This is a genomic window from Microbulbifer zhoushanensis (assembly GCF_021729055.1).
Classification (GTDB): domain Bacteria; phylum Pseudomonadota; class Gammaproteobacteria; order Pseudomonadales; family Cellvibrionaceae; genus Microbulbifer; species Microbulbifer zhoushanensis.
In genome coordinates this window covers 137638-159802 of the sequence record NZ_JAJSAO010000008.1, presented here as the reverse complement: position 1 = coordinate 159802, position 22165 = coordinate 137638, and the positions used below count along the sequence as shown (strand labels likewise).

The 22165-nt window shown below is 62.5% G+C and carries 19 protein-coding genes and 1 other RNA gene; 8 read left to right on the top strand and 12 right to left on the bottom strand.

Annotation, left to right across the window (positions count from 1 at the left end; genetic code table 11):
- Window positions 1–13: 13 nt before the first annotated feature.
- The 4 genes from LVD10_RS16580 to LVD10_RS16565 form a co-directional block, all read right to left on the bottom strand.
- Entirely contained in the window at window positions 14–1066 is a 1053-nt protein-coding gene (locus LVD10_RS16580) for an ABC transporter ATP-binding protein (RefSeq protein WP_237064347.1), read from the bottom strand.
- Between the two features lie 89 nt (window positions 1067–1155).
- Complete coding sequence (gene bioA / locus LVD10_RS16575; protein ID WP_237064346.1) at window positions 1156–2430, bottom strand: adenosylmethionine--8-amino-7-oxononanoate transaminase; 1275 nt, start codon at window positions 2428–2430, stop codon at window positions 1156–1158.
- Window positions 2431–2596: 166 nt separating this feature from the next.
- Window positions 2597–5062 (bottom strand): ABC transporter permease, encoded by a 2466-nt coding sequence (locus tag LVD10_RS16570; RefSeq protein WP_237064345.1) that lies wholly within the window; start codon window positions 5060–5062, stop codon window positions 2597–2599.
- Window positions 5062–5787 carry an ABC transporter ATP-binding protein gene (locus LVD10_RS16565; protein WP_233005816.1) on the bottom strand — a complete coding sequence of 242 codons (726 nt, stop codon included), beginning with the start codon at window positions 5785–5787 and terminating at the stop codon, window positions 5062–5064. Before LVD10_RS16565 ends, LVD10_RS16570 begins: the two co-directional genes overlap by 1 nt.
- A gap of 79 nt (window positions 5788–5866) precedes the next feature.
- Between LVD10_RS16565 and LVD10_RS16560 the strand changes: the two genes are divergently transcribed.
- Together LVD10_RS16560 and ttcA are read left to right on the top strand one after the other, a co-directional pair.
- Window positions 5867–6541 carry an arylesterase gene (locus LVD10_RS16560; protein ID WP_233005815.1) on the top strand — a complete coding sequence of 225 codons (675 nt, stop codon included), beginning with the start codon at window positions 5867–5869 and terminating at the stop codon, window positions 6539–6541.
- Window positions 6542–6663: 122 nt separating this feature from the next.
- Window positions 6664–7596, top strand: coding sequence for a tRNA 2-thiocytidine(32) synthetase TtcA (gene ttcA, locus LVD10_RS16555; RefSeq protein WP_233005814.1), 933 nt, complete (start codon window positions 6664–6666; stop codon window positions 7594–7596).
- Here ttcA and LVD10_RS16550 read toward each other — a convergent pair.
- Window positions 7478–7996 (bottom strand): hypothetical protein, encoded by a 519-nt coding sequence (locus tag LVD10_RS16550; protein ID WP_233005813.1) that lies wholly within the window; start codon window positions 7994–7996, stop codon window positions 7478–7480. The genes ttcA and LVD10_RS16550 overlap by 119 nt on opposite strands.
- Window positions 7997–8275: 279 nt before the next feature.
- On the opposite strand from LVD10_RS16550, the gene putP reads away from it, so the two are divergent.
- The 3 genes from putP (at window position 8276) to LVD10_RS16535 (ending at window position 10998) form a co-directional block, all read left to right on the top strand.
- Window positions 8276–9745 carry a sodium/proline symporter PutP gene (gene putP, locus LVD10_RS16545; RefSeq protein WP_233005812.1) on the top strand — a complete coding sequence of 490 codons (1470 nt, stop codon included), beginning with the start codon at window positions 8276–8278 and terminating at the stop codon, window positions 9743–9745.
- A 174-nt stretch (window positions 9746–9919) separates the two neighbouring features.
- Window positions 9920–10432 (top strand): O-acetyl-ADP-ribose deacetylase, encoded by a 513-nt coding sequence (locus tag LVD10_RS16540; protein ID WP_233005811.1) that lies wholly within the window; start codon window positions 9920–9922, stop codon window positions 10430–10432.
- Window positions 10433–10533: 101 nt separating this feature from the next.
- Window positions 10534–10998, top strand: a complete 465-nt coding sequence (locus LVD10_RS16535; RefSeq protein ID WP_233005810.1) for an Mpo1 family 2-hydroxy fatty acid dioxygenase — start codon at window positions 10534–10536, stop codon at window positions 10996–10998.
- Between the two features lie 70 nt (window positions 10999–11068).
- On the opposite strand, the gene LVD10_RS16530 is transcribed toward LVD10_RS16535, so the two are convergent.
- Window positions 11069–11554 (bottom strand): Lrp/AsnC ligand binding domain-containing protein, encoded by a 486-nt coding sequence (locus LVD10_RS16530; protein ID WP_233005809.1) that lies wholly within the window; start codon window positions 11552–11554, stop codon window positions 11069–11071.
- Between the two features lie 202 nt (window positions 11555–11756).
- Between LVD10_RS16530 and ald the strand changes: the two genes are divergently transcribed.
- The gene (gene ald / locus LVD10_RS16525; protein WP_233005808.1) at window positions 11757–12902 is read left to right on the top strand and encodes an alanine dehydrogenase; all 1146 of its coding nucleotides are present in this window, start codon (window positions 11757–11759) and stop codon (window positions 12900–12902) included.
- 234 nt (window positions 12903–13136) lie between these two features.
- Here the strand turns inward: ald and LVD10_RS16520 are convergent, their stop codons facing one another.
- Together LVD10_RS16520 and LVD10_RS16515 are read right to left on the bottom strand one after the other, a co-directional pair.
- Window positions 13137–13859: a 16S rRNA (uracil(1498)-N(3))-methyltransferase gene (locus LVD10_RS16520; RefSeq protein ID WP_237064344.1), complete on the bottom strand. Its 723-nt coding sequence runs from the start codon at window positions 13857–13859 to the stop codon at window positions 13137–13139.
- Window positions 13860–13905: 46 nt separating this feature from the next.
- Window positions 13906–14751: a 6-carboxytetrahydropterin synthase gene (locus LVD10_RS16515; protein WP_237064343.1), complete on the bottom strand. Its 846-nt coding sequence runs from the start codon at window positions 14749–14751 to the stop codon at window positions 13906–13908.
- A 143-nt stretch (window positions 14752–14894) separates the two neighbouring features.
- On the opposite strand from LVD10_RS16515, the gene ffs reads away from it, so the two are divergent.
- Together ffs and LVD10_RS16505 are read left to right on the top strand one after the other, a co-directional pair.
- An RNA gene (gene ffs, locus LVD10_RS16510) (signal recognition particle sRNA small type) lies at window positions 14895–14992 on the top strand.
- 220 nt (window positions 14993–15212) lie between these two features.
- The gene (locus LVD10_RS16505) at window positions 15213–17132 is read left to right on the top strand and encodes a M2 family metallopeptidase (RefSeq protein ID WP_237064342.1); all 1920 of its coding nucleotides are present in this window, start codon (window positions 15213–15215) and stop codon (window positions 17130–17132) included.
- Window positions 17133–17384: 252 nt separating this feature from the next.
- Here the strand turns inward: LVD10_RS16505 and LVD10_RS16500 are convergent, their stop codons facing one another.
- From LVD10_RS16500 to LVD10_RS16485, 4 genes are all read right to left on the bottom strand, one after another.
- Window positions 17385–18608 carry an alginate export family protein gene (locus tag LVD10_RS16500; protein WP_237064341.1) on the bottom strand — a complete coding sequence of 408 codons (1224 nt, stop codon included), beginning with the start codon at window positions 18606–18608 and terminating at the stop codon, window positions 17385–17387.
- A 141-nt stretch (window positions 18609–18749) separates the two neighbouring features.
- Window positions 18750–19628 (bottom strand): ABC transporter ATP-binding protein, encoded by an 879-nt coding sequence (locus tag LVD10_RS16495; protein WP_233005803.1) that lies wholly within the window; start codon window positions 19626–19628, stop codon window positions 18750–18752.
- Window positions 19629–19693: 65 nt separating this feature from the next.
- Entirely contained in the window at window positions 19694–20689 is a 996-nt protein-coding gene (locus tag LVD10_RS16490; protein WP_233005802.1) for an ABC transporter permease, read from the bottom strand.
- A 71-nt stretch (window positions 20690–20760) separates the two neighbouring features.
- Entirely contained in the window at window positions 20761–22080 is a 1320-nt protein-coding gene (locus LVD10_RS16485) for a CmpA/NrtA family ABC transporter substrate-binding protein (protein ID WP_237064365.1), read from the bottom strand.
- Between the last annotated feature and the right edge of the window lie 85 nt (window positions 22081–22165).

The window sequence follows — 22165 nt, the reverse complement described above, 5'->3', positions numbered from 1 at the left end:
GACTGGCCGGCGCTCAGGTGTGGCCGCGGCCCCGGGCAAATACCAGTGGGCCTTCCATGCGCAGGGCGATTTCCTGGCCCGGTGCAATGTCCACCGGGCTTTCCAGGTTGGCCTCAATGGTGCGACCGCCCGGCAGCCGGAAGCGATACAGGGCGCTGTCGCCGAGAAAGTGCTTTTCCACCACCTGTACCGTGACTGCGCGGTGGTGCTCGCCCGCGACCAGGTCGCCGCTGCGGGCGAAAATATCCACGTGGGAACCAGCGGGCCGGTCGGTATCACGGATCTCCACCTGTCCCAGTTCCGTATCCACCAGCCCTGGCTGCACCACCTTGCCCCGGAGCAGGTTGCCCTCGCCGACGATCCGCGCCACCCCGGTGGTGGCCGGTGTGCGGTAAACAGTTTCCGGTGTATCCCATTGCTGCAGGCGCCCATGGGTAATAACCCCGATCCGGTCCCCGGCAATAAACGCCTCGCTGCGGTCGTGGGTGACGATCAGTGCCGAGGTGCCGGTTTCGCGCAGGATATGGCGCACCTCCCTGGCAAGACTGCGCCGCAGCTCGGTATCCAGGTTGGAGAACGGCTCGTCCATCAACAGCAGCCGCGGGCGTGGTGCCAGGGCCCGGGCCAGTGCCACGCGCTGCTGCTGGCCACCGGACAGCTGGTGGGGGAAGTGGCCGGCGTATTCCTGCAGGTGCACAAGCTCCAGCATTTCCTCGACGCGGGCCCGCTGTTCCGCCCGGGGCATCCCCGCCAGTCCGAAAGCCAGGTTACCGGCGACGGACAGGTGCGGGAAGAGGGCGTAGTCCTGGAATACCACGCCCACCTGGCGTTTCTCCGGCGGCAGGGCCGCGGTGGGAGTGGAGATGACCTCTCCATCCAGGGAGATGCTGCCGTGGAAAATGGGCTGGAAGCCGGCAATGGCATGCAGCAGTGTGGTCTTGCCGCAGCCACTGGGGCCCAGCAGGCAGCCGATCTCCCCCTGGTGCAGGGTGAGGGAAACGGCTTCCAGGATCACCCGCTTTCCATAACGGCATTCCAGGTCGGCGATTTGTAATAGCGGCTGCACTCGGTTCACTCAATCAAACGAATCTTATTGCTGCAGGAGCCTGCTTCCAGGCTCCCGCGGGCGATTTGTAATATCGGGTTGCTGGACGATCAGGCCTGCTGCCGGCCCAGTACTTCCACCATCGCTGTGGTCAGCTGGCTGAGCTCCTCGCGCTCGATGATATATGGCGGCATGGCGTACACCATACGGCCGAACGGGCGTAGCCATACGCCGCGTTCGATCAGGGCCTCCTGTACCCGCTGCATGTCTACCGGCTCGCGCATTTCCACTACACCAATAGCGCCGAGGCTGCGCACGTCCTGGACGGCGCTGTTGTCGGCCAGCGGGGCCAGTTCGTCGCGCAGTTGGTTCTCGATTGCGCTGACCCGTTCCTGCCAGGGGCCGGCGAGCAGCAGGTCGATGCTGGCATTGGAGACCGCACAGGCCAGCGGGTTACCCATGAATGTGGGGCCGTGCATGAATACACCCGCCTCGCCGCGGCAGATCCCCTCGGCGACGCGGTCGGTGCACAGGGTGGCGGCGAGGGTCATGGTGCCGCCGGTCAGGGCCTTGCCCAGGGTAAGGATATCCGGGCTGATTCCGGCATGCTCACAGGCGAACAGTTTGCCGCTGCGGCCGAAACCGGTGGCGATTTCATCGGCGATCAGTAGCAGGTCGAACTCGTCGCAGAGTGCCCGCACGCGCCGGAGGTACTCCGGCGAATAAAACCGCATGCCGCCGGCGCCCTGGACAATCGGTTCCAGGATCAGTGCCGCCAGCTGGTGTTGGTTTTCCTCGATCACCTGGCGCAGTTCGGCGATATCCTCATCATTGCACGGTTCCTCGAATCGCGGACCCGGCGCCGGCGCGAACAGGTGCCCGGTGAGGTGACTGGCAAACAGGTGATGCATGCCGGTGACCGGGTCGCAGGTGGCCATGGCACCGAAGGTATCGCCGTGATAGCCATTGCGCAGGGCCAGCAGCCGGTTCTTTTCGCTCTTGCCCTGCGACTGCCAGTATTGCAGGGCCATCTTGATCGACACTTCCACGGATACCGAGCCGGAGTCGGCGAGGAAGACCCGCTGCAGTGGCTCGGGGGTGATGTCCACCAGCTTGCGGCACAGCTCGATCGCCGGCTCGTGGGTGAGGCCACCGAACATCACATGCGACATCTTCTCCATCTGCTCACGGGCGGCGCGGTTGAGTTCCGGCACGTTATAGCCGTGCAGGGCGCACCACCAGGACGACATGCCATCGATCAGGCCGCGACCGTCCTCCAGGTAGAAACGCACACCCTCGGCGCGGGCGACCGGATACACCGGCGGAGGGTCGATCAGTGAGGAGTAGGGGTGCCAGATATGCTTGCGATCGAAATCGAGATCCATAGAAACAGCAATGATTGTGGTGAGTGACAACCCCGTGGCGCGCCGGGGCAAAGGCGACATTGTACCGTTTTTGCGGGAGTAGCCCACGGCAGGGACCAGCGGCGCGACCGCGGCGGGAGCCGGTAAGGTCGCGTCGACAGGTCCCTGCCGCGGGGGAGGGCAGTTATCAGGCCAGCTCGCGCAGTACTTTCAGCGGCGGCTGGCTGACCGAGCTGCGGCAGGCCAGGGTGCCGGCGATGCCCACCAGCAGGGCGCCGGCAATGGGGCCGGCCAGCCACAACAGCGGGTGCAGGCTGAACGGCAACTCGAACACCCGCATCGCCAGTACCGCCAGCGTTGCCTCGGCGCCGATGGCGGCCAGCAGCCCGGCGGCGATGCCGAGGAGGCCGAACTCGATCACCAGGCTCTTCAGCAGCAGGCCGCGGCGGCCGCCGAGTGTGCGGATGATGGCCGCCTCCTGCAAGCGCTCGGCAATGCTGGAGCGCACACCGGAGATCAGCACCAGGACCCCGGCCACCAGCATCAGCGCCATCACCGACTCAATGGCCAGGGAGACCTGCCCGATGGTGTCGCGAATGCGCTCGATGATCTTGTCCAGCTCGATCAGGCTGACACTGGGGAAATTGCGTACCAGGTCGTTGACCAGCAGTTTCTGGTCTGCCGGTAGGTAAAAACTGGTGATATAGGTGGCCGGGAAATCATCCAGTGTTCCGGGAGCGAACAGCATGTAGAAATTGGGCCGCATACTGTTCCAGTCCAGCGAGCGCAGGCTGGCGATATGGGTCTCGACTTCCAGGCCGCCAATCGAGAAGCGCAGCTTGTCGCCCAGGGCCAGGTTCAGGCGCGCCGCCAGTTCCACCTCCACGGAGACGCCCTCATCAGCCCTGTCCCACCAATCACCGGCGACGATGCGGTTATCCGGCGCCAGGTTTTCGGTCCAGCTCAGGTTCAGTTCGCGGCGCAGGGCCCCGGCCTGCTCCTCGCGCTCTGTCGCCGGCACATCGTTGATGGCCACCAGGCGGCCGCGGACCATGGGATAGATTTCGGTGGCCGCGATGCCGTTCTCATCCAGCAATGCCTGCAGTCGCTCCACATCATGGGGAGCGATATTGAACATGAAATGGTTGGGGGCGTTCTCTGGCAACTGCATGCGCCACTCTTCGATCAGCGTGGTGCGGGCGAACACCAGGGCCAGCATCGCCAGCAGGCCGGTGCCAAATGCGGCGATCAGCAGGGTATTGAAGGCCGCGCGCCGCTGCAGGCTGCCCAGCGCGATCCGCCAGGCGCCGCCCAGGGAGGCCAGCTGGCCGCGCACCAGCAGCTGGTTCACCAGCGCGCTGCCACCCACCAGCAGGGCCATGCCGGCAAACAGGGCCAGGGTGATGGGCAGGCTGCCCGACAGCCACCAGATCAGCAGCAGCATACTGGTGGGCCCCATGACCATGCCCAGCCATTCGCGCCGGTCCGGATTGCTCCAGTCGCGGCGCAGGGTCTGCATGGGGTCGGTCCGGGCCAGCCGGAACAACGGCGGCAGGGCAAAACCGAAGGCGCAGGCAAATCCGGTAGCCAGGCCCACCAGCAGCGGGTTCCAGCTGCTGGGCGGCGGCTCCACCGGGAAGAAATCGGCCATCAGGCTGACCGCCTGGGCCTGGATCAGGCTCCCGATCAGCAGCCCGACGACAGTGGCACACAATGCCAGGGCGACCAGCTGGCCGATGTAGATCTGCAGCACCTTGGCGCGGCCCGCCCCCAGGCTTTTCATTACCGCCACATAGGCGGTGTGGCGCAGGCTGTAGCGGCGCGCCGCCAGGCCCACTGCCACGCTGGCGAGCAGCACGGCCAGGCTGCCAGCCAGGAACAGGAAGCTCTCGGCCCGGTCCAGCGCAGAGGCCACCCGCGGCTGGCCCTCGCGCAGGTCGATCACCCGCTGGTGCTCGGTCAGGCGCGGCTCCAGCCACTTGAAGTAACTCTCCAGTGCCGCGTCGTCGCCGGCGAACAGGTAGCGGTAGCGCACGCGGCTGCCGGGCTGGATGATGTTGGTGGCGGGCAGGTCGGCGATATTCATCATCACCCGCGCGCCCATGGAAAACAGGTTGTCGCTGCGGTCGGGTTCGTGGTCCAGCAGGCCGGTTACCAGCAGTTCCGCCTCGCCCACCTGCAGCCGGTCGCCCATCTGCAGTTCCAGCAGCGGCAGCAGGCGCGGTTCCAGCCATACCTCGCCAGTGCCGGGTCCCTGCGACACCACCTCCCTGGGGGCATCGGCGGCGGTGCGCATTTCCAGGTGGCCCACCAGCGGGTAACCGGCGCTGACCGCCTTGATGGCGGCAAACTGGAACTGCTCGCCGGCGGAGAGCATGGATGCGAAAGATACTGTTTCGGCCCGTTCCAGGCCGCGATCGCGGGCCTCGTCGGTCCATGCGGGATCGACCGGCTTGCTGCTGCGGACGACCCGTTCGGCCGCCAGGAAGGTCTGCGACTGGATATGCATGGCGCGGGTCAGGCGGTCACTGAAGTGCGCAATCGCCGTTACGCAGGCCACTGCCAGCACCAGTGCGGTGGCAATCAGGGCCAGTTCGCCACCGCGCCAGTCGCGGCCGAGCAGTTTCAGCGGCAGGGTGGGGGTCGCGGCCATCAGGCAGATACCTCCGACAGGTTGCCGCCATCCCTCGGTTGCAGGTCGGCGCCCTGGATCTCCCCGGCGGCCATGCGCAGGTGGGAATGGCAGCGCTCTGCCAGGCGCTGTTCGTGGGTGACCAGTACCAGGGTGGTGGCGGATTCGGCATTGAGCTCGAACAGCAGGTCGATCACCTTCTCGCCGTTGCCGGCATCCAGACTGCCGGTGGGTTCATCGGCAAACAGGATGCCATCGTTACCGGAGAAGCTGGCGAACGCGCGGGCAATGGCCACCCGCTGTTGCTCGCCCCCGGATAGCTGCCGGGGATAGTGGCCCAGGCGATGCTCCAGGCCTACGCGCCCGAGGAACTCGGCGGCGCGCCCGGCGGCGTTGCGGTCGCCCCGCAGTTCGCTGGGCAGCATCACATTTTCCTGGGCGGTAAGGCCCGGCAGTAGCTGGAATGTCTGGAACACAAAGCCCACGCAGCGGGCCCTGACCGCTGCCCGTTGCTCCTCGTCCATGGCTGTGATCTCATCGCCCGCCAGCCAGATCCTGCCTTCGGTGGGCCGGTCCAGTCCCGCCAGCAGGCCCAGTAGGGTGGACTTGCCGGAGCCGGACGCGCCGGTGATGGCCAGACTCTCGCCGCGGGCCAATTGCAGGGAAATATTATTTAATAGGGTCAGTGGGCCCTCACTGGTGGGTACCCGGTGAGAGAGGCTCTCGGCCCTCAACATAGCGGACATGCGACTTCCTTAACCTTGCGTACTGTCTGGGATACAGGGATTCTTGTGCTTATACGACGAAAGCAGTGGAGAGTATGACATGACGACAGAATTTTTCCGGCAGCGACTCTGGCAGCTCGGCGTATGCCTGCTGCTGTTGGTCCCGTTGGGCCAGGCGGACGCGCGCGCCGGGGAGAAGCTGCTGGTGTTGGGCGACAGCGTCAGCGCCGCATACGGCATGGATGAGTCCCAGGGCTGGGTCGAGCTGATGCGCACCCGGCTGCAGGAAGAGGGCCGTGACGTGGAAGTGGTCAACGCCAGCGTCAGCGGGGAAACCACCTCCGGTGGCCTGGCGCGCCTGCCCCGGCTGCTGGAAGAACACAGCCCCAGCTGGCTGATCGTGGAGCTGGGTGGCAACGATGGCCTGCGCGGCTACCCGCCGCGGGCCCTGCAGAATAACCTGCAACAGATGGTACAGATGGCCCGGGAGGAGGGCGCGGGTGTCCTGCTGCTGGGTATGCGCATGCCTCCGAATTATGGCGCCGCTTATACCAATGCCTTTGCGGCGGTTTACCCCGAGGTGGCGAAGGCGGAGGAGGTAGCGCTGGTGCCCTTTTTCCTGGAGCCGGTGGCGCTCGAGGAGGGCGGCATGCAGACCGATGGCATCCACCCGTCCGTGGCGGCACAGCCGGCGCTGCTGGAGCATATCTGGCCGTGTGTGGAATCGCTGATCGAGGGTGGGACCGTCGGGTCAGAGAAACTGTGCAAGCCCTGAGCGAAATGCGTACAATCGCGCACCTGAGCCGTGCGGGTGCATGGCCCTGACTTGTAGGGGCGGACCTGCTGTCCGCCCGGGGGCGTCCGCCCCTGGCTGAACCGGTCTGATAGAGAAGCACCATGTCCGAACTGGAAAACCGCCGCGAGCGGCTGGAATTCAACAAACTGCAAAAGCGCCTGCGCCGCCATGTGGGCCGTGCCATCGCCGACTTCAGCATGATTGAAGAGGGCGACAAGATCATGGTGTGCCTGTCCGGTGGCAAGGACTCCTATGCCATGCTGGATATCCTGCTTAATCTGCAGAAAACGGCGCCGGTGCGGTTCGAGCTGGTGGCAGTCAACATGGACCAGAAGCAGCCGGGCTTTCCCGAGCACGTACTGCCGGAGTACCTGGAATCACTCGGCGTCCCCTACCACATCGTGGAGAAAGACACCTATTCAGTGGTGAAGGAAGTGGTACCCGAGGGCAAGACCACCTGTGGCCTCTGCTCGCGCCTGCGTCGCGGCACCCTGTACGGGTTCGCCGAGGAGATCGGTGCCACCAAGGTGGCGCTGGGCCACCACAAGGACGATATCGTCGAGACCCTGTTCCTGAACATGTTCTATGGCGGGCGCCTCAAGGCCATGCCGCCCAAGCTGCGCGCCGACGATGGCCGCAATATCGTGATCCGCCCGCTGGCCTACTGCCGCGAGGAGGACATCGAGAAGTTCGCCGAACACAAGCAGTTCCCCATCATTCCCTGCAACCTGTGCGGCAGCCAGGAAAACCTCCAGCGCCAGGCCATCAAACAGATGCTGCGGGAGTGGGATCGCAAGTTCCCGGGACGCTCGGAGAATATCTTTGCCGCACTGACCCGGGTCTCCCCGTCGCAGCTGGCGGATACGGAGCTCTACGACTTCAACAGCCTGGAACTGGACCGCTCGCAGCCGGCCGCTAGCGAGCCGTCTGGGCGCTCAATTGAGCGGCAGGTGCACTCCTGGGTGCCTGGCGAGTGGGAGCCTGAGCCTGGGCAGGAAGAGGCGCCGCGCTATATTGACGCGCTGAATCTGTAGCGTCACCCAGAACCAGGCCGGTGTAGCTGCGCACATAGTCACGGGCGCTGGCGACTGGGCCGTGGTGGAAGTGGCGGTGCCACAGCTTGGCCATGGCGCGGATGTTGCCGTCTTCGACCCGCTCGACGCCGGCAGCGCGATAGATCAGCCAGGCGATTGCCGTTGCGTAGCGCAGGTTGGTGGTGAGTTCGCTGTGGGGGTGGTCAAGGAAGTCCCGCTGGCTGGCCAGTCCCCGAACCTTGGAGGCCAGGGCAGGGTAGTCAATCAGGAACTTGTCCCAGATTTCCCGGTGGGTATGGGGCTGGATCTGGTACAGCCCCAGGCCATGGCGCCGGCCGAGTTTCAGGTGGAAGCCGAGCTGTGATTCCTGCGCGGCCGTGCCCAGTAGCAGGTTTTCCATGCCGGCTGACCATGCCCGCAGATGCTTGAGTGTGGGACGAATGACCAGAAGCCGTAATTCGTCCAGACAAATGCCCATAATGTTGTCAGGTTTTTCCGTGTCTACCCCAATGTTTAGTTTGTGGTTTGAGTTGCCGCCAGCTAATGGGTAGATTTGCGCGCAATAAACACAAAAACCGGCCGCAGAACCTATCCGGAAGCTCGCTGGCGCAATAATTTGTATTCGTGCGTCGCGCCACGGGTCAGCTGCTGTGGTCACCAAGGATCAAGGAACCACCCTATGTCTGGACAATGGCTTATTGCGCTTACCTTTGTCGCCTACCTGGCGATGATCCTGGCCATCGGTGTCTACGCCTACCTGCGCACCCGTAACGCCAGTGACTACTTCCTCGGCGGTCGCTCGCTGCCGCCGGCGGTGGCGGCACTCAGTGCCGGTGCCTCGGACATGAGTGGCTGGCTGCTGCTAGGGCTGCCCGGGGCGGCCTATGCCAGTGGCCTGTCTTCGGCCTGGATTGCGCTGGGACTGTTTTCCGGCATTGTGCTGAGCTGGACCACCATGGCCCGGCGCCTGCGTATCTATACCTACGAACTGGACGACGCCCTGACTGTGCCGGCCTACCTGCACCGGCGGTTCAACCTGGGCCACCCCTACCTGCGCACGGTGTGTGCATTCTTTATCCTGCTGTTTTTCCTGTTTTACGTTGCCTCCGGCCTGATTGCCGGCGGCAAGCTGTTCGAGACAGTGTTTGGCTGGGACTACGAGTGGGCGGTGCTGATCGGTGCCGCGGCGGTGATCTCCTACACGCTGTTCGGTGGTTTCCTGGCCGTGTCCTGGACCGACGTGATTCAGGGCCTGCTGATGAGCCTGGCGCTGGTGGCGGTTCCACTGGTGGTGATCAATGATGAGGGCGGCTTTGCAGCCAGCTGGGGCCAGCTGCACGACAAGGTGCCGGAGCTGATGCACTGGATGCAGGACAACACCGGCCAGGCACTGGGTGTAGCGGCGGTGCTGAGTTCGCTGGCCTGGGGCCTGGGTTATTTCGGCCAGCCGCATATCGTGGCGCGGTTTATGGCGGTCCGCCGCCCGGAGGATGTGCCTGCGGCGGCCACCGTGGCGGCGATCTGGTCGCTGTTTGGTTTCCTCGGGGCCATGTCCGTGGGCCTGTTCGGCCACCTGGAACTGGCGCAGACACTGCCGGATGGCGAGCGCGTATTCATGGCGCTGGTGGAGGCCCTGTTCCACCCACTGGTAGCCGGTATCCTGCTGGCAGCGATCCTGTCGGCCATCATGAGTACCGCTGACTCGCAACTGCTGGTGAGCTCTGCCGCGCTGGCCGAGGATATCTACCATGTATGGTTCGGGCGCAAGACGACCCCGGAGGCGATGGTCAAGGTGGGCCGCTGGGCGGTGGTGGCGCTGTCCCTGATTGCCGTGGCGGTGGCCATGGACCCGGAATCCAAGGTGCTGGACGTGGTGGCTTATGCCTGGGCGGGCCTGGGCGCGGCGTTCGGCCCCGCCACACTGATCAGCCTGTTCTGGTCGCGTATGACTGGCGCCGGGGCGATTGCCGGCGTGATTGTCGGCGGCCTGACGGTGGTGGTCTGGCGCCAGCTGTCCGGTGGTATCTTCGACCTCTATGAACTGCTGCCGGGCTTCATTCTCTCTGCAGCTGCTATCGTGATAGTTAGTGCGGCGACGAAATGTCCCGCCGCGGTGGCAGCGCGCCACCGGCAGCTGTTGGGCTCCTGAGGGCGCCCGCCTGCCGTACGCGCTGCCGGGGCTGTCCGGACGGCGTGGGATACGCCTGTCCGGCAGCGTTCTCAGTGGCCGTCCCCGCCGTCGCATGCCGGCAGCGGGGCAGCTGTAGAGCGAAAAGGATGTCCATCCGCAGCGATTCGTTTAATAAGCGGTTGGAGATACTGAGTGATCGAAGTCCATGTCGGTGATATCACTCGATTGCAGGTTGATGTAATCGTCAATGCCGCCAACCAGCGGCTGGCCGGTGGTGGTGGCGTAGACGGCGCCATTCACCGGGCCGCGGGCCCGGAATTGTCCGAGGCCTGCCGCAAGTTAGGTGGCTGTCCTGTAGGTGAGGTACGTGCCACCCCCGCCTTCGAGATTCCTGTCAGGCGTATCTATCACACGGTCGGGCCGGTCTGGCGCGGCGGTAACCTGGGGGAACCGGAGTTGCTGGCGAGTTGCTACCGGCACTGCCTGGCCCTGGCCCGTCGTGAACATATCCGCTCGATTGCTTTCCCCGCCATCAGTTGTGGTGTCTACGATTACCCGCCGGAGCAGGCCGTGGAAATCGCCGTGGAAGAGGTGCAGTCGCACCTGGAGCGGGATACTGCACCGGGGCGAATCGTATTCTGCTGTTTCGATGAATCCATGGCAGAGCTCTACCGGTTGCAGCTGGATGCGGTGGTGCGGCGCTAGCCCGCCGCGTTGCGTGCGGACCCGGGGATATTGATTCCCGGGCGCCGCTGCCCGATGATTGGGACCTCCAGAAGAGAACGATAACAATACGAGGTGAGAGCATGCGCACGGCAGAGCAGTGGTTCGCGGAATATGGTGAGAGCCACCAGAACCCGGTAAACAAGGCGATTCACTGGCTGGCGGTGCCGGCCATCTACGCGACTGTAGTGGGGCTGCTGTGGGAGATCCCACAGCCCGGCTTTATGGCAGCCATATCCTGGCTGAACTGGGCCGTGGTGGCCCTGGTCCCCACGCTGGCCTTCTACCTGATGTTGTCTTTTCCCGTGGCGCTGGGCATGGCCGCTCTGAGTGCGGTGTGTTTCTGGGGCTGGGGCGTGGCCGACCGGATCGGTATTCCGGTATGGCAGACGGCGCTGGGAATCTTTGTGGTGATGTGGGTGCTGCAGTTTGTCGGCCACCATGTCGAGGGCAAAAAACCGTCTTTCTTCAAGGACCTCCAGTTCCTGCTGATCGGCCCCGCGTGGGTGATCGGTTTCGTCTATCGCGCGCTCGGCATCCGCTACTGAGCCAGTCACCGGCCGGGCAACAACGGGCCCGGCCACACCGTTCTACCCGGTACCGGCAGTGCGGGCCGCGCTAGCGGTTGTAGTGCACCGGAACCTCCAGGGTTTCCTTTACTTCCTCCATCACCACGTAACTGGTGCATTCCTGCACCTCCGGCAGGGTCAGCAGTGTCTCGCCGTAGAACCGTCGGTAGGCGCTCATGTCGGCCACCCGCGCCTTGATCAGGTAGTCGAAGTTCCCCGACACCAGGTAGCACTCCTGTACCTCCGGCAGCTCTGCCACTGCGTTGCGGAATTCCTCGAATGCGTCCTGGGCCGAGCGATTCAGGCGGATCTGCACGAACACCACCAGCGCGGCATCGAGGAACTCCGGGTTGATCAGGGTGGTATAGCCCTGGATCACCCCGTCGCTTTCCAGGCGCTTGACCCGTTCTACGCAGGGAGTCGCGGTAAGGCCTACCTGGCGCGCCAGTTCGGCGTAGCTGGTGCGGCCATTCTTTTGCAGGACCCGCAGGATATTGCGGTCGATGGTGCTGAGTTCACTGGCGCGTTTGCGCATCTGGGGGCTCCGGGTTGGTCAGTTTGCTTAAAAAGCGGCCTTTTGAGTGCCATAAATAGTGGATTCCACTAGTTAAGCAGAAAATCTTACATAAATACACTTACTGGCTGTTCTTATACTGGGTGAAATCACAGAGACAGGGTGCTGAACCCGTCACCTGACTAAAACCGGCGCATCAGCCAGAACACTGGGAGAGATAACAATGTTGATCGGTGTACCGAAAGAGATTAAGAACCACGAATACCGCATTGGCCTGACGCCGGCGAGTGTTCGTGAACTCATCAGCCACGGTCACGAGGTGATCGTGCAGAAAGATGGTGGTTCTGCCATCGGCTTTACTGACGAGATGTACGAGCAGGCTGGTGCCAAGATCATCGACACGCCGGAAGAGATCTTCGCCAGCGCCGACATGATCGTCAAGGTCAAAGAGCCGCAGCCGCACGAGTGCGAAATGCTGCGCCCCGGCCAGCTGCTGTACACCTACCTGCACCTGGCCCCGGATCCCAAGCAGACCGAGCTGCTGGTGAAGTCCGGTGCCACCTGCATCGCCTACGAGACCGTCACCGACCGCACCGGCGGCCTGCCGCTGCTGGCGCCGATGTCCGAGGTTGCCGGTCGCATGTCCGTACAGTGTGGCGCCCACCACCTGGAAAAAGCCCAGGGCGGCCTGGGTGTACTGCTGGGCGGTGTGCCCGGTGTTGCCCCGGCCAAGGTGCTGATCATCGGCGGTGGTGTCGTGGGCACCAACGCGGCCAAGATGGCGCTGGGTATGGGTGCTGACGTCACTATCCTGGACCGCTCCCTGCCGCGCCTGCGCCAGCTGGACGATATCTTCGGCGGCGCCGTGCGCACCGAGTATTCCACCAACGACGCGATCGAGCAGCATGCGCTGGAAGCGGACATGGTTGTCGGAGCAGTACTGATCCCGGGTGCCGCTGCACCCAAGCTGCTGACCCGCGACATGATCAGCCGCATGAAGAAAGGTGCCGTGGTTGTGGACGTGGCCATCGACCAGGGCGGTTGCTTCGAAACCTCCAAGGCGACCACCCACCAGGAGCCGACCTACGTTGTCGACGGTGTGGTGCACTACTGCGTGGCCAACATGCCGGGCGGCGTTGCGCGCACCTCCACCATGGCCCTGAACAACGCCACCCTGCCGTACGCTGTGGCGCTGGCCAACAAGGGCGCCAAGCAGGCACTGCTGGACGACGCCAACCTGCTGGAGGGCCTCAACGTCCACGCCGGCATGGTTACCTACCAGGCGGTTGCCGATGTGCTGGGCTACGAGTATGTGGACCCGAAACTGGCGCTGCAGAAAGATGCAGCGGCGGAAGGTGCGGCGGCCTGAGCCCCGCACCGCAAGAGTTAACGCGAACTGACGTTGCTTGTGATGCTGCCGGGCACTTTCCGGCAGCTTAGGGAGTTTCTCCCCGGGGGCAGGGTATGCCCCCACTCTGTGAGACCCGGTGGCTCAAACCACCAGTTTAGTGCCGCGTTTTTACGCGGCTTTTTTATGTCCGGAAATCGGGGAAAACGGGAGCACAGGGGAGGATCGTGAGGTTTTCGAGGGGCGGGCTGGTCCTCAGCGACCGGGGTACAGCCTTGACAGCAGTACCGGTAGGGCGGTCTCAACCCGCAATATGCGCGGGCCCAGGTGGACGGGGGCAAATCCCTGCTGCTGCAGTTTTTCCACTTCATACGGGATGAATCCGCCCTCGGGCCCCACTGCCAGGGTCAACGGGTGTTGCACATCGACGGGGCAGGGCCCGGCGGATACCGGGTGGGCCACCAGGGCCTCGGTGCCGGCGATGATGCCCGGAAGTTCATCCTCCACAAACGGCTTGAAGCGCTTGCGCAGCTCGATGCGGGGCATCACCGTATCCACGGCCTGTTCCAGCCCCAGCAGGCACTGTTCCCGCAGTTTCTCCGCTTCCAGCCACGGGGTCTGCCAGTAGGACTTCTCCACCCGGTAGGCGTTAACCAGGTAGATTTCCTTGGCGCCCATCGCCGTGGCGTGCTGGATGATGCGCTTGAGCATTTTCGGGCGCGGGAGCGCCAGTACCAGCTTCAGGGGCAGTGCTGAGGGTGGTTGCCGGGCATCACTGAAGGAGACCTCCAGTTCGACCTGTTCGTCATCCAGTGCCGTCACTTCTGCGGTGCCGATGTGGCCATTCAGCAGGCCTACACGCAGCTGCTCCCCGGGGGCTGCGCGGTGGACGGTGCGGATATGCCCGGCGCGGCGGTCACGGAGCCGGGCGCGCTCCGGGGAGATAAAGTCTTCCGGGTGCAGGAGGATCAGGTTCACGGCGGGCAGTCTCTGGCTTCGCGGCAGGGGAAGGATACTGGGCGTGTCAGCGGCGGGCGCTCGCCACCGCGCCCTTGCCCAGTCCCTCGAAGGCCCGCACACGCACCTCGTGCCCGGGTTCGTCGGCGGCAATGGTGTTGGCGATATACATGGCCAGCTGCTCCACCGTGGTGTCGCAGTCGACCAGCTCGCAGCAGTCAGCAGGGATTTCCAGTGCAAACTCTCCCTGTTGTGCGCGATAGGCGAAGTTCAGCGGGTCGCCATTGCCATCCGGAACCAGGTCTTCCCGCGTGCCCAGGTAGATGTCCCGCCAGCGTTCGGCCCACTTCTCTTCCCAGCGGGCACTGCGCTCGCCGTTGACGAACACCTGGATACGGGAGCGATGGCCGTGGGCAATGCGCTGGCAATTGCCGCCGTGCTTTTTCAGGCCGTGGCTGTAGTGGTAGAAAGCATCGTTGATCTCTTCACAGCTGAAGGACAGCTTCAACTGCTCCACGCTGGTGGGGAAGGCGCTGGCCAGCTGGGCAACACTCCAGGCTGCCACACTGTCCATATCGATAATGTCTGCCTCGACCAGGGCGAAGGCCTGGCGGGGCCCGCTGACCTTTATATGCCTGCCACTGTCGAGCCGCCAGTCCACCGAGACGCGGTCACCGTTCTCTTCGAGCACCAGGTGGGGTGAGCCGGTCGGGACCAGCAGGCGGTGGTCCAGCTCCTCGTCCAGCCAGTGGCGCAGGGTCTTCTTGACGACACCGAAGTCACACACCATGCCCTGTTCATCCAGTGCGCCGTCCAGCGCGGCGTTCGCCAGCCAGGTCTCGCCCACCAGGCCACGGTGATGGTCCAGGTAGCTGAAATCGATGTTGATCAGGTTGTCGACAAAGAGGTGCATGAGGTTCCTCAGGCGTTGAAACTTCCGGGTTTACTGCGGTGCACAGTATAACCTGAATAGGGGGGTGGAACTCGCGCCTGTGAGTCTCTATAATCGCGCCCTCTTCGGCAGTGAAGCATTGTCGAAGCTTGCAGTGGCGGCCCTTCCGGTCCCCTCGCAATGAACAGCTGTGAACTCCGCCAGGCCCGGAAGGGAGCAACGGTAGCAGTGACGTCATGTGCCGAGGGTGTTGCTGGTTGGGCTGCCTCCATTTCTGCCCCCTCCTTTTGTTTTCGCCCGACCGGGCACCGACTCCCGATGTTGACGCTGAATCCCGGATTCACAGGATTTTTGTTGTTTCTATGCCGTGTTGGGGGAATTTCATGCCGATGTGCGCTCGTTATGGCGGCTGCAGCCCGCCCGGTGTCGCGCTTATGCTATAAAACGTCGTCAAATATAACTGAAAAGCAGAGAGGGAGCTGATGAAAAAGATTGCCCTGGCCGCCGCTGTGGCGGTGGTATTGGCTGGCTGTGACAACCGCCAGGCAGAGCCTGAAGATGCCGCGACAGACAGTGCTATGGCGAATGTGGCCGCAGAGAGTGCCGGCGCCGGGACAGCTGAGTCCGCCACCCAAACCGGTACCGGCGAGTCCGCCAATGGCCCGGTGACCGCCGAGGATGCCAAGGCCTTCCTCGAGCAGGCACAGCAGCGCCTGGCCAAGATGGCGGAGGAAGGCGCACACGCATCCTGGCTTGCAGCCACCTACATTAACGTGGATTCCCAGTACACCGAGGCGCTGGCCTCGGAGCGCTTTACCTCCCTGGCGGTCGAGCTGGCCAACGAGGCAGCCCGCTTCGATGACCTGGAGCTCGACCCTGAAACCCGTCGCCAGCTCACCATGCTCAAGCAGGGCCTGGTACTGCCAGCGCCGCAGGATCCGGAACTGACCGCCGAGCTGGCCCAGATCGGCTCCAAGCTGCAGGGCATGTATGGCTCCGGCAAGTACTGCTCCGGCGAGGGCGACAAGGAAAAATGCTACGGCCTCACTGAGATGGGCCGCCTGATGGCGGAGAGCCGCGATCCGGACCTGCTGAAGGAGCTCTGGGTTGGCTGGCGCAAGGTAGCGCCGCCCATGAAGCCGCTCTACGAGCGCCAGGTGGAGATCGCCAATGCCGGTGCCCGGGAGCTGGGCTACAAGGACCTGAGTGAGATGTGGCGCTCCAAGTACGACATGGAGGCGGATGCTTTTTCCGCGGACATGGATGCACAGTGGAGCAAGGTAAAGCCCCTGTATGAAGCCCTGCACTGCCATGTACGGGCCAGGCTGAACGAGCGCTACGGCGACGACGTGGTGCCGCCCAACGGCAAGATCCCGGCGCACCTGCTGGGCAATATGTGGGCGCAGGAGTGGGGCAACGTCTATGACGTGGTCAAGGACGAGGATATGCAGGCCCCCTACGACCTGACCCAGCTGGTGGTTGATTCCGGCATGGATGAAAAGGAAATGGTCAAGGTCGGCGAGCGGTTCTTTACCTCGCTGGGCTTCAAGCCACTGCCGGAAACTTTCTGGGAGCGTTCCCAGTTCACCAAGCCCCGTGATCGCGACGTCGTCTGCCATGCCAGTGCCTGGAACCTGGATAACAAGGACGACATCCGTATCAAGATGTGTATCCAGAAGACCGCGGATGACTTCATTACCATCCATCACGAACTGGGCCACAACTTTTACCAGCGTATCTACAACGACCAGCCGTTCCTGTACCAGGAGGGTGCCAATGATGGTTTCCACGAGGCGGTGGGTGATGCCATTGCGCTTTCCATCACGCCAAAGTACCTGAAACAGATTGGCCTGATGGACGAGGTGCCGGACGAGAGCAAGGATATCGGCTTCCTGATGCGCCAGGCACTGGACAAGATCGCCTTCCTGCCGTTCGGGCTGCTGGTGGACAAGTGGCGCTGGCAGGTGTTCAGCGGTGAGGTGGACCCCAGCGATTACAATAAGGCCTGGTGGGAATTGCGCGAGGATTACCAGGGCATCCAGCCGCCGGTAAGCCGCAGCGAGGCCAATTTTGATCCGGGCGCCAAGTACCATATCCCGGGCAACACGCCCTATGCGCGTTACTTCCTGGCTCGTATCCAGCAGTTCCAGTTCCACCGCGCCCTGTGTGAGGCGGCGGGCCACGAGGGACCACTGCATCGCTGCTCGATTTACAACAACGCGGCCGCCGGTGAGAAACTCCGCAATATGCTTGCAATGGGTGCCAGCAAGCCGTGGCCGGATGCGATGGAAGCCCTGACCGGCCAGCGCGAGCTGGACTCCTCGGCCATCATCGATTACTTCCAGCCGCTGATGGCGTACCTGGAAGAGCAAAACCAAGACCGCCAGTGCGGTTGGGAATAATCAAGCGCATAGCGAGCACTGCTCGCTGCTTGATTATTCGACCGGCCAGTGCAGGTTTTTGCTCCATGCAAAACCTGCATTCCCGCCATCCATGGCGGTCAGATAGCCGGGCCGGAGCCTGAACAAAGGCTTGCTCAGGGCGCTGCCGCGAGCAGTTCTAGCGACGTGAATAACCCGTAATAGAAAGCCCGGCAACGCCGGGCTTTTTTGTGTTGGCGATGATTCGGTGCCAATTCGCCAGTGTGCGGGCCTTCAGAACTCGGCCTGGGCCGTCAGCCACAGCTTGTCCGTATCCACACTGAACTCATCGGCCTGGTACTGGCTGTACTTGAGGCTCATGCCCACCACGCCGAGCTTGCCGGCGACCAGGAAGCCGTACTCGCTGCCAAGCTTATCCATGCCGGACACGTCCGGGTCATCTGAACCCAGCTGATGATAATTCACTGCAAGTTTGACTCCGGCGAGTGTCGTCCCCACTGAAAGATAGGTGTCCTCGATACCACCGGGAATATTGCCGGTACCGCCGCCGAGGAATTTATCGTTCCAGCCCTGGAACTTGTGCAGCGTCGCCAGCGGGGTAATAAACTGGCCGTCGCTGCCATCCGCACCCAGGAGCTCATATCCCGCGGCAAGCCTGACGGGGCCCAGCTTGTAGCCAGCGTCAACCAATACGTAGTCTGCGGAATATGAGGCAGGGCTGTCGCCGGCCTCGGTCTGGGTGGCATATTCCAGCTGGTAGCCCAGGTTGCCGGCGGCACCGGCAAAGCGCAGGCCGTAGGTGTCGGTGGAAAAAAGTGGGGCCGTCTCGTTGTCGATCAGGTAGGCATAGGCGGACAGGGCACCCACGGAAAACCCTTCGTAACGGGCATTGAACAGGTAGGTATCGTTCTCATGATCGCCGAGCGGGCTGTCCTCGCCGAAGATCCGGTTGACGTTGTCGATATGGGCGAGGAAGACAGTTGTATCTTCCAGGCTGGTGTTGCTCAGGCTGAAGCCATCGTAGGTCTGCTCATTCTGGCGAAAGCCCACCCCCCCGACAAAGCGCTGGTTGTCCAGCAGTATGCGCTGTCGACCATACTTGAGGGTCGTGCTTCCTTTTGAGTAAGCGAGCATATACCGGTTGACCTCGGTACCTTCGGGGTCCGCAATCCCTCCTTCAAACTCGGTTACATGGGTCACGTCATCCATTTCCAGCAGCACGCTGAAGCCCTGGTATTCTGCCGAGGACAGGGTCAGTCGCGTCTTCAGGCTCAGCAGGTCGACAGAGTCACTGCCTTCAATGTCCACGGTTTCACTGCGGGCCCGGAAGTTCACGGTGGCATCCCCCTGTTGCAATGCCTGGGCAAAGTTCGTCACCGCGGGGGGCTGTTCCAGCGGTGCGTCCTGGGCGAAGGCGTTGTGGGAATATGCCGTTGCCACGGCAACTGCCAGCAGGCCCCGGCGAGTGATTCGGATGGGTCCATTCATCTGTGTCATTTTTTGTCTCCAGGTTTTCTCGGTAAATCTTTTTATTCCAGGCACAAGCCGGGCATCGTCACCGATTACAGGCAATGGCGGAAGGGTAGGGAAGTTATGAACCCCGTGGGTAAAGGGTTTCTTTCTAAAATGAGAACCAGGTCAGGCTGCGTCGACCACCTCCCCGGTATCGCGGGTGCAAGCCCGCGCTGATTCGCCGGGTGCTACAGCGGCTCGGCCCAGAGCCGGGTCAGCACCGACTTTGTCATGTCTTTCGTGCAGGAATTTCAGTACGCGGGCACGATAGTGGTTGTAGTGGCTGTCGCCCGCCAGGTCCAATCGATGGCGGGGGCGCTCGAGCTCTACATCCAGCACTTCGCCGATGGTGGCCGCGGGACCGTTGGTCATCATCACAATCCGATCTGATAGCAGCACAGCTTCATCGACGTCGTGGGTAATCATGATGACGGTGTTTTTCAGGTCCGCCTGGATCTCCATCAGGGAATCCTGCATGTGTGCGCGGGTGAGTGCATCCAGCGCACCAAAAGGTTCATCCATCAGCAGGACCTTGGGTTGCATGGCCAGTGCGCGGGCAATACCCACTCGCTGTTTCATACCCCCGGAGATTTCCCCGGGCCGTTTGTGCGCAGCATGGGCCATGTGTACCAGCTCGAGATTGTGATCGATCCATTCCCGTATTGCGCTGCGGGACATCTTCCTGCCGAATACCTGGCTCACTGCCAGCTCGACATTCTCGTAGGCGGTCAACCAGGGCAGCAGGGAGTGATTCTGGAATACCACCGCCCGCTCGGGGCCGGGCTCAGTGACCTCACGTCCATCCAGAATCACCCCGCCGGAGCTTGCCTGGTGCAGCCCGGCGACAATATTGAGAACCGTGGACTTGCCGCAGCCGGAGTGGCCGATCAGGGAGACGAACTCGCCCTGGCGGATTTTCAGGTTGATATCCCGCAGGGCCGTGAACGGACCATTAGGCGTGGGGAACTGCATACCTACCTGGCTGATATCGAGAAGCGTGTTCATGGAAACCTCGTTCAGTGTTGCTGGCAAATGTAGGCCGGCGAGTTTGTCCGGCGGCATTGTTTCATTCAGTGGGTGGTTATTTCCTTGTCCCAGGAAAAGAACCGCTGTAACTGCAGCATGCAACGGTCAAGCAGGAAGCCAATAAAGCCGATCACGAGCACTGCGGCCATAATGCGGGCCAGCGAGTCGGAGCTGCCGTTCTGGAACTCGTCCCAGACGAACTTGCCCAGCCCGGGATTCTGGGCGAGCATTTCGGCCGCAATCAGTACCATCCAGGCGACGCCCAGGGACAGGCGCATGCCGGTGAATATCATTGGCACCGAAGCTGGCAACACGATACGTCGTACATGCTTCAGCGCCGGCAGGCGCAGGACCTTGCTGACGTTTAACAGGTCGCGATCAATCGAGGCGACACCCACAGCCGTGTTGATCACCATCGGCCAGAGGCAGCAAAGCGTTACCGTGATCATGGAGTTGATAAATGACTTGGCGATCATCGGGTCCGGGGTGGCGTACAGGGCGCTCACAACCATGGTCACCAGGGGTAACCATGCCAGTGGGGAGACCGGCTTGAATACCTGGATAATCGGGTTACAGGCGGCATTGAGTGCGGGGCTGAGCCCGATGGCGATACCCAGGGGAACGGCAATCAGTGCCGCGAGCAGGAAACCGCTCATGACCGTGACCAGGCTGGTGCGGATCTGGTCGATAAAGGTTTCCTTGCCAGTGTAATCCCGTATTTTCGGTTCGTAGCCCGGATCCTCGGCGACCCGCCTGGCATTACGCTCCCGTTGCCGCTCATAAAAGGCGGCCTCTTTCTCCCGGGAGCGCTGGTGCTCACTGTAGAGGGCGCCGAACTGCTCCCAGACCGCCACCGGTCCCGGGAAAGTCCCCAGTGATGTATCGATATTGCGGGCGCTCACCGACCACAGCAGGAGAAAAACCAGTATCCCGGTTGCAGGCAGGGCGAGCAGGGCCGCGGTGCGCAGGAGCAGTCCTCCATCGGCCCGGGGCAGGCGCCAGTTTAATATCTTGCCGGAAGTCAAGGTGCTGCTAGTCATAGTGCGTTATCTCGTTTGCATCACTTTTCAGGGCGGCGTCCATGGCCGCCCGGCAATTCCACGGTTTACTTTCAGAGTTTCTCGCCACTTTTCAGGCCGATGGGAAACTTGTCGATATAGGCATTGGGTGTCCTGCCGTTGTATACAATCCCGTCGATAAAGTGGGTCTGGGGCTCGCGGAAGCCGTCCTCGGTGTCAAAATCCGGGAACTGGTCCGCCTTGGCCAGGCCTTCTGCGATCAGTGATTTCGCGGCGGCCTCATAGATGTCCGGGCGGTATACCTTTTGTGCAAGATCCTTGTACCAGTCATCACTCTTGTCTTCCGGGATCTGGCCCCAGCGCCGCATCTGGGTCAGGTACCAGATGGCATCCGAGTAATAGGGGTAGGTGGCGTTGTAGCGGAAGAAAACATTGAAGTCCGGCACTGAGCGCTTGTCCCCTTTCTCGTACTCGAAGGTGCCGGTCATGCTGTTGGCAATTACTTCATAGTCGGCTCCCACATAGTGGGATTTCGAGAGGATCTCCACCGCTTCCGTGCGGTTGGCATTGTTGTTTTCGTCCAGCCACATAGCCGCTCGAATCAGCGCGCGGGTCAGGCGGATTGTGGTGTTGGGGTATTTTTCCGCAAACTCCCTGGTGATACCGAAGACCTTTTCCGGATTGTCCTTCCAGATCTCGTAGTCGGTAACCACCGGCACACCAATGCCCTTGAATACCGCCTGCTGGTTCCAGGGTTCACCGACGCAGTAGCCGTAGATGGTGCCGGACTCGAGCGTGGCGGGCATTTGCGGCGGGGGCGTCACTGACAGCAGGGCATCCGCATTGATCTGGCCCGAGATATCCCCCTTGTGCGGGGCATAAAAGCCCGGGTGGATGCCGCCGGCGGCAAGCCAGTAACGCAGTTCATAATTGTGGGTGGAAACCGGGAAAACCATGCCCATGTTGAATGGTTTGCCGTCGTCCTTGTAAGCCTCAACCACCGGCTTCAGGGCATCCGACTTGATCGGGTGCACGGGCAAGCCATCTTCCCGCTTGGGAATATTGGGTTTCATCTGTTCCCAGATTTCGTTCGAGACGGTAATGCCGTTGCCATTCAGGTCCATCGAGAAAGGGGTGATGATGTCGGCCCGGGTGCCAAAGCCCATGGTGGCGGCAATCGGCTGGCCCGCCAGCATATGGGCACCATCCAGCCGGCCATCAATCACGCCGTCGAGTAGCACCTTCCAGTTGGCCTGCGCCTCGATGGTGACGTAAAGGCCCTCATCCTCGAAGAAACCCTTTTCATAGGCGACGGCAATTGGCGCCATGTCGGTCAGCTTGATAAAGCCAAACGTCAGCTCCTCTTTTTCCGGGTAGCCGAGCTTTTCCGCCCGGGCGGGTGCCGTGCCCATTGCTATTGTGGCCACTAGCATGGCGGCGACTGCCCATGCCCCGAATGATTTGTTCCAGTTCATCTGGCTTTCTCCTGTGCGGGTT

Coding starts and splice junctions, on each gene's coding strand:
- LVD10_RS16550 (WP_233005813.1), bottom strand. CDS start 7,996: ATGGAAAACCTGCTACTGGGCACGGCCGCGCAGGAATCACAGCTCGGC.
- bioA (WP_237064346.1), bottom strand. CDS start 2,430: ATGGATCTCGATTTCGATCGCAAGCATATCTGGCACCCCTACTCCTCA.
- LVD10_RS16535 (WP_233005810.1), top strand. CDS start 10,534: ATGCGCACGGCAGAGCAGTGGTTCGCGGAATATGGTGAGAGCCACCAG.
- LVD10_RS16565 (WP_233005816.1), bottom strand. CDS start 5,787: ATGTCCGCTATGTTGAGGGCCGAGAGCCTCTCTCACCGGGTACCCACC.
- LVD10_RS16495 (WP_233005803.1), bottom strand. CDS start 19,628: ATGAACACGCTTCTCGATATCAGCCAGGTAGGTATGCAGTTCCCCACG.
- LVD10_RS16560 (WP_233005815.1), top strand. CDS start 5,867: ATGACGACAGAATTTTTCCGGCAGCGACTCTGGCAGCTCGGCGTATGC.
- LVD10_RS16530 (WP_233005809.1), bottom strand. CDS start 11,554: ATGCGCAAACGCGCCAGTGAACTCAGCACCATCGACCGCAATATCCTG.
- LVD10_RS16505 (WP_237064342.1), top strand. CDS start 15,213: ATGAAAAAGATTGCCCTGGCCGCCGCTGTGGCGGTGGTATTGGCTGGC.
- ttcA (WP_233005814.1), top strand. CDS start 6,664: ATGTCCGAACTGGAAAACCGCCGCGAGCGGCTGGAATTCAACAAACTG.
- LVD10_RS16515 (WP_237064343.1), bottom strand. CDS start 14,751: ATGCACCTCTTTGTCGACAACCTGATCAACATCGATTTCAGCTACCTG.
- LVD10_RS16570 (WP_237064345.1), bottom strand. CDS start 5,062: ATGGCCGCGACCCCCACCCTGCCGCTGAAACTGCTCGGCCGCGACTGG.
- ald (WP_233005808.1), top strand. CDS start 11,757: ATGTTGATCGGTGTACCGAAAGAGATTAAGAACCACGAATACCGCATT.
- putP (WP_233005812.1), top strand. CDS start 8,276: ATGTCTGGACAATGGCTTATTGCGCTTACCTTTGTCGCCTACCTGGCG.
- LVD10_RS16500 (WP_237064341.1), bottom strand. CDS start 18,608: ATGACACAGATGAATGGACCCATCCGAATCACTCGCCGGGGCCTGCTG.
- LVD10_RS16485 (WP_237064365.1), bottom strand. CDS start 22,080: ATGGGCACGGCACCCGCCCGGGCGGAAAAGCTCGGCTACCCGGAAAAA.
- LVD10_RS16490 (WP_233005802.1), bottom strand. CDS start 20,689: ATGACTAGCAGCACCTTGACTTCCGGCAAGATATTAAACTGGCGCCTG.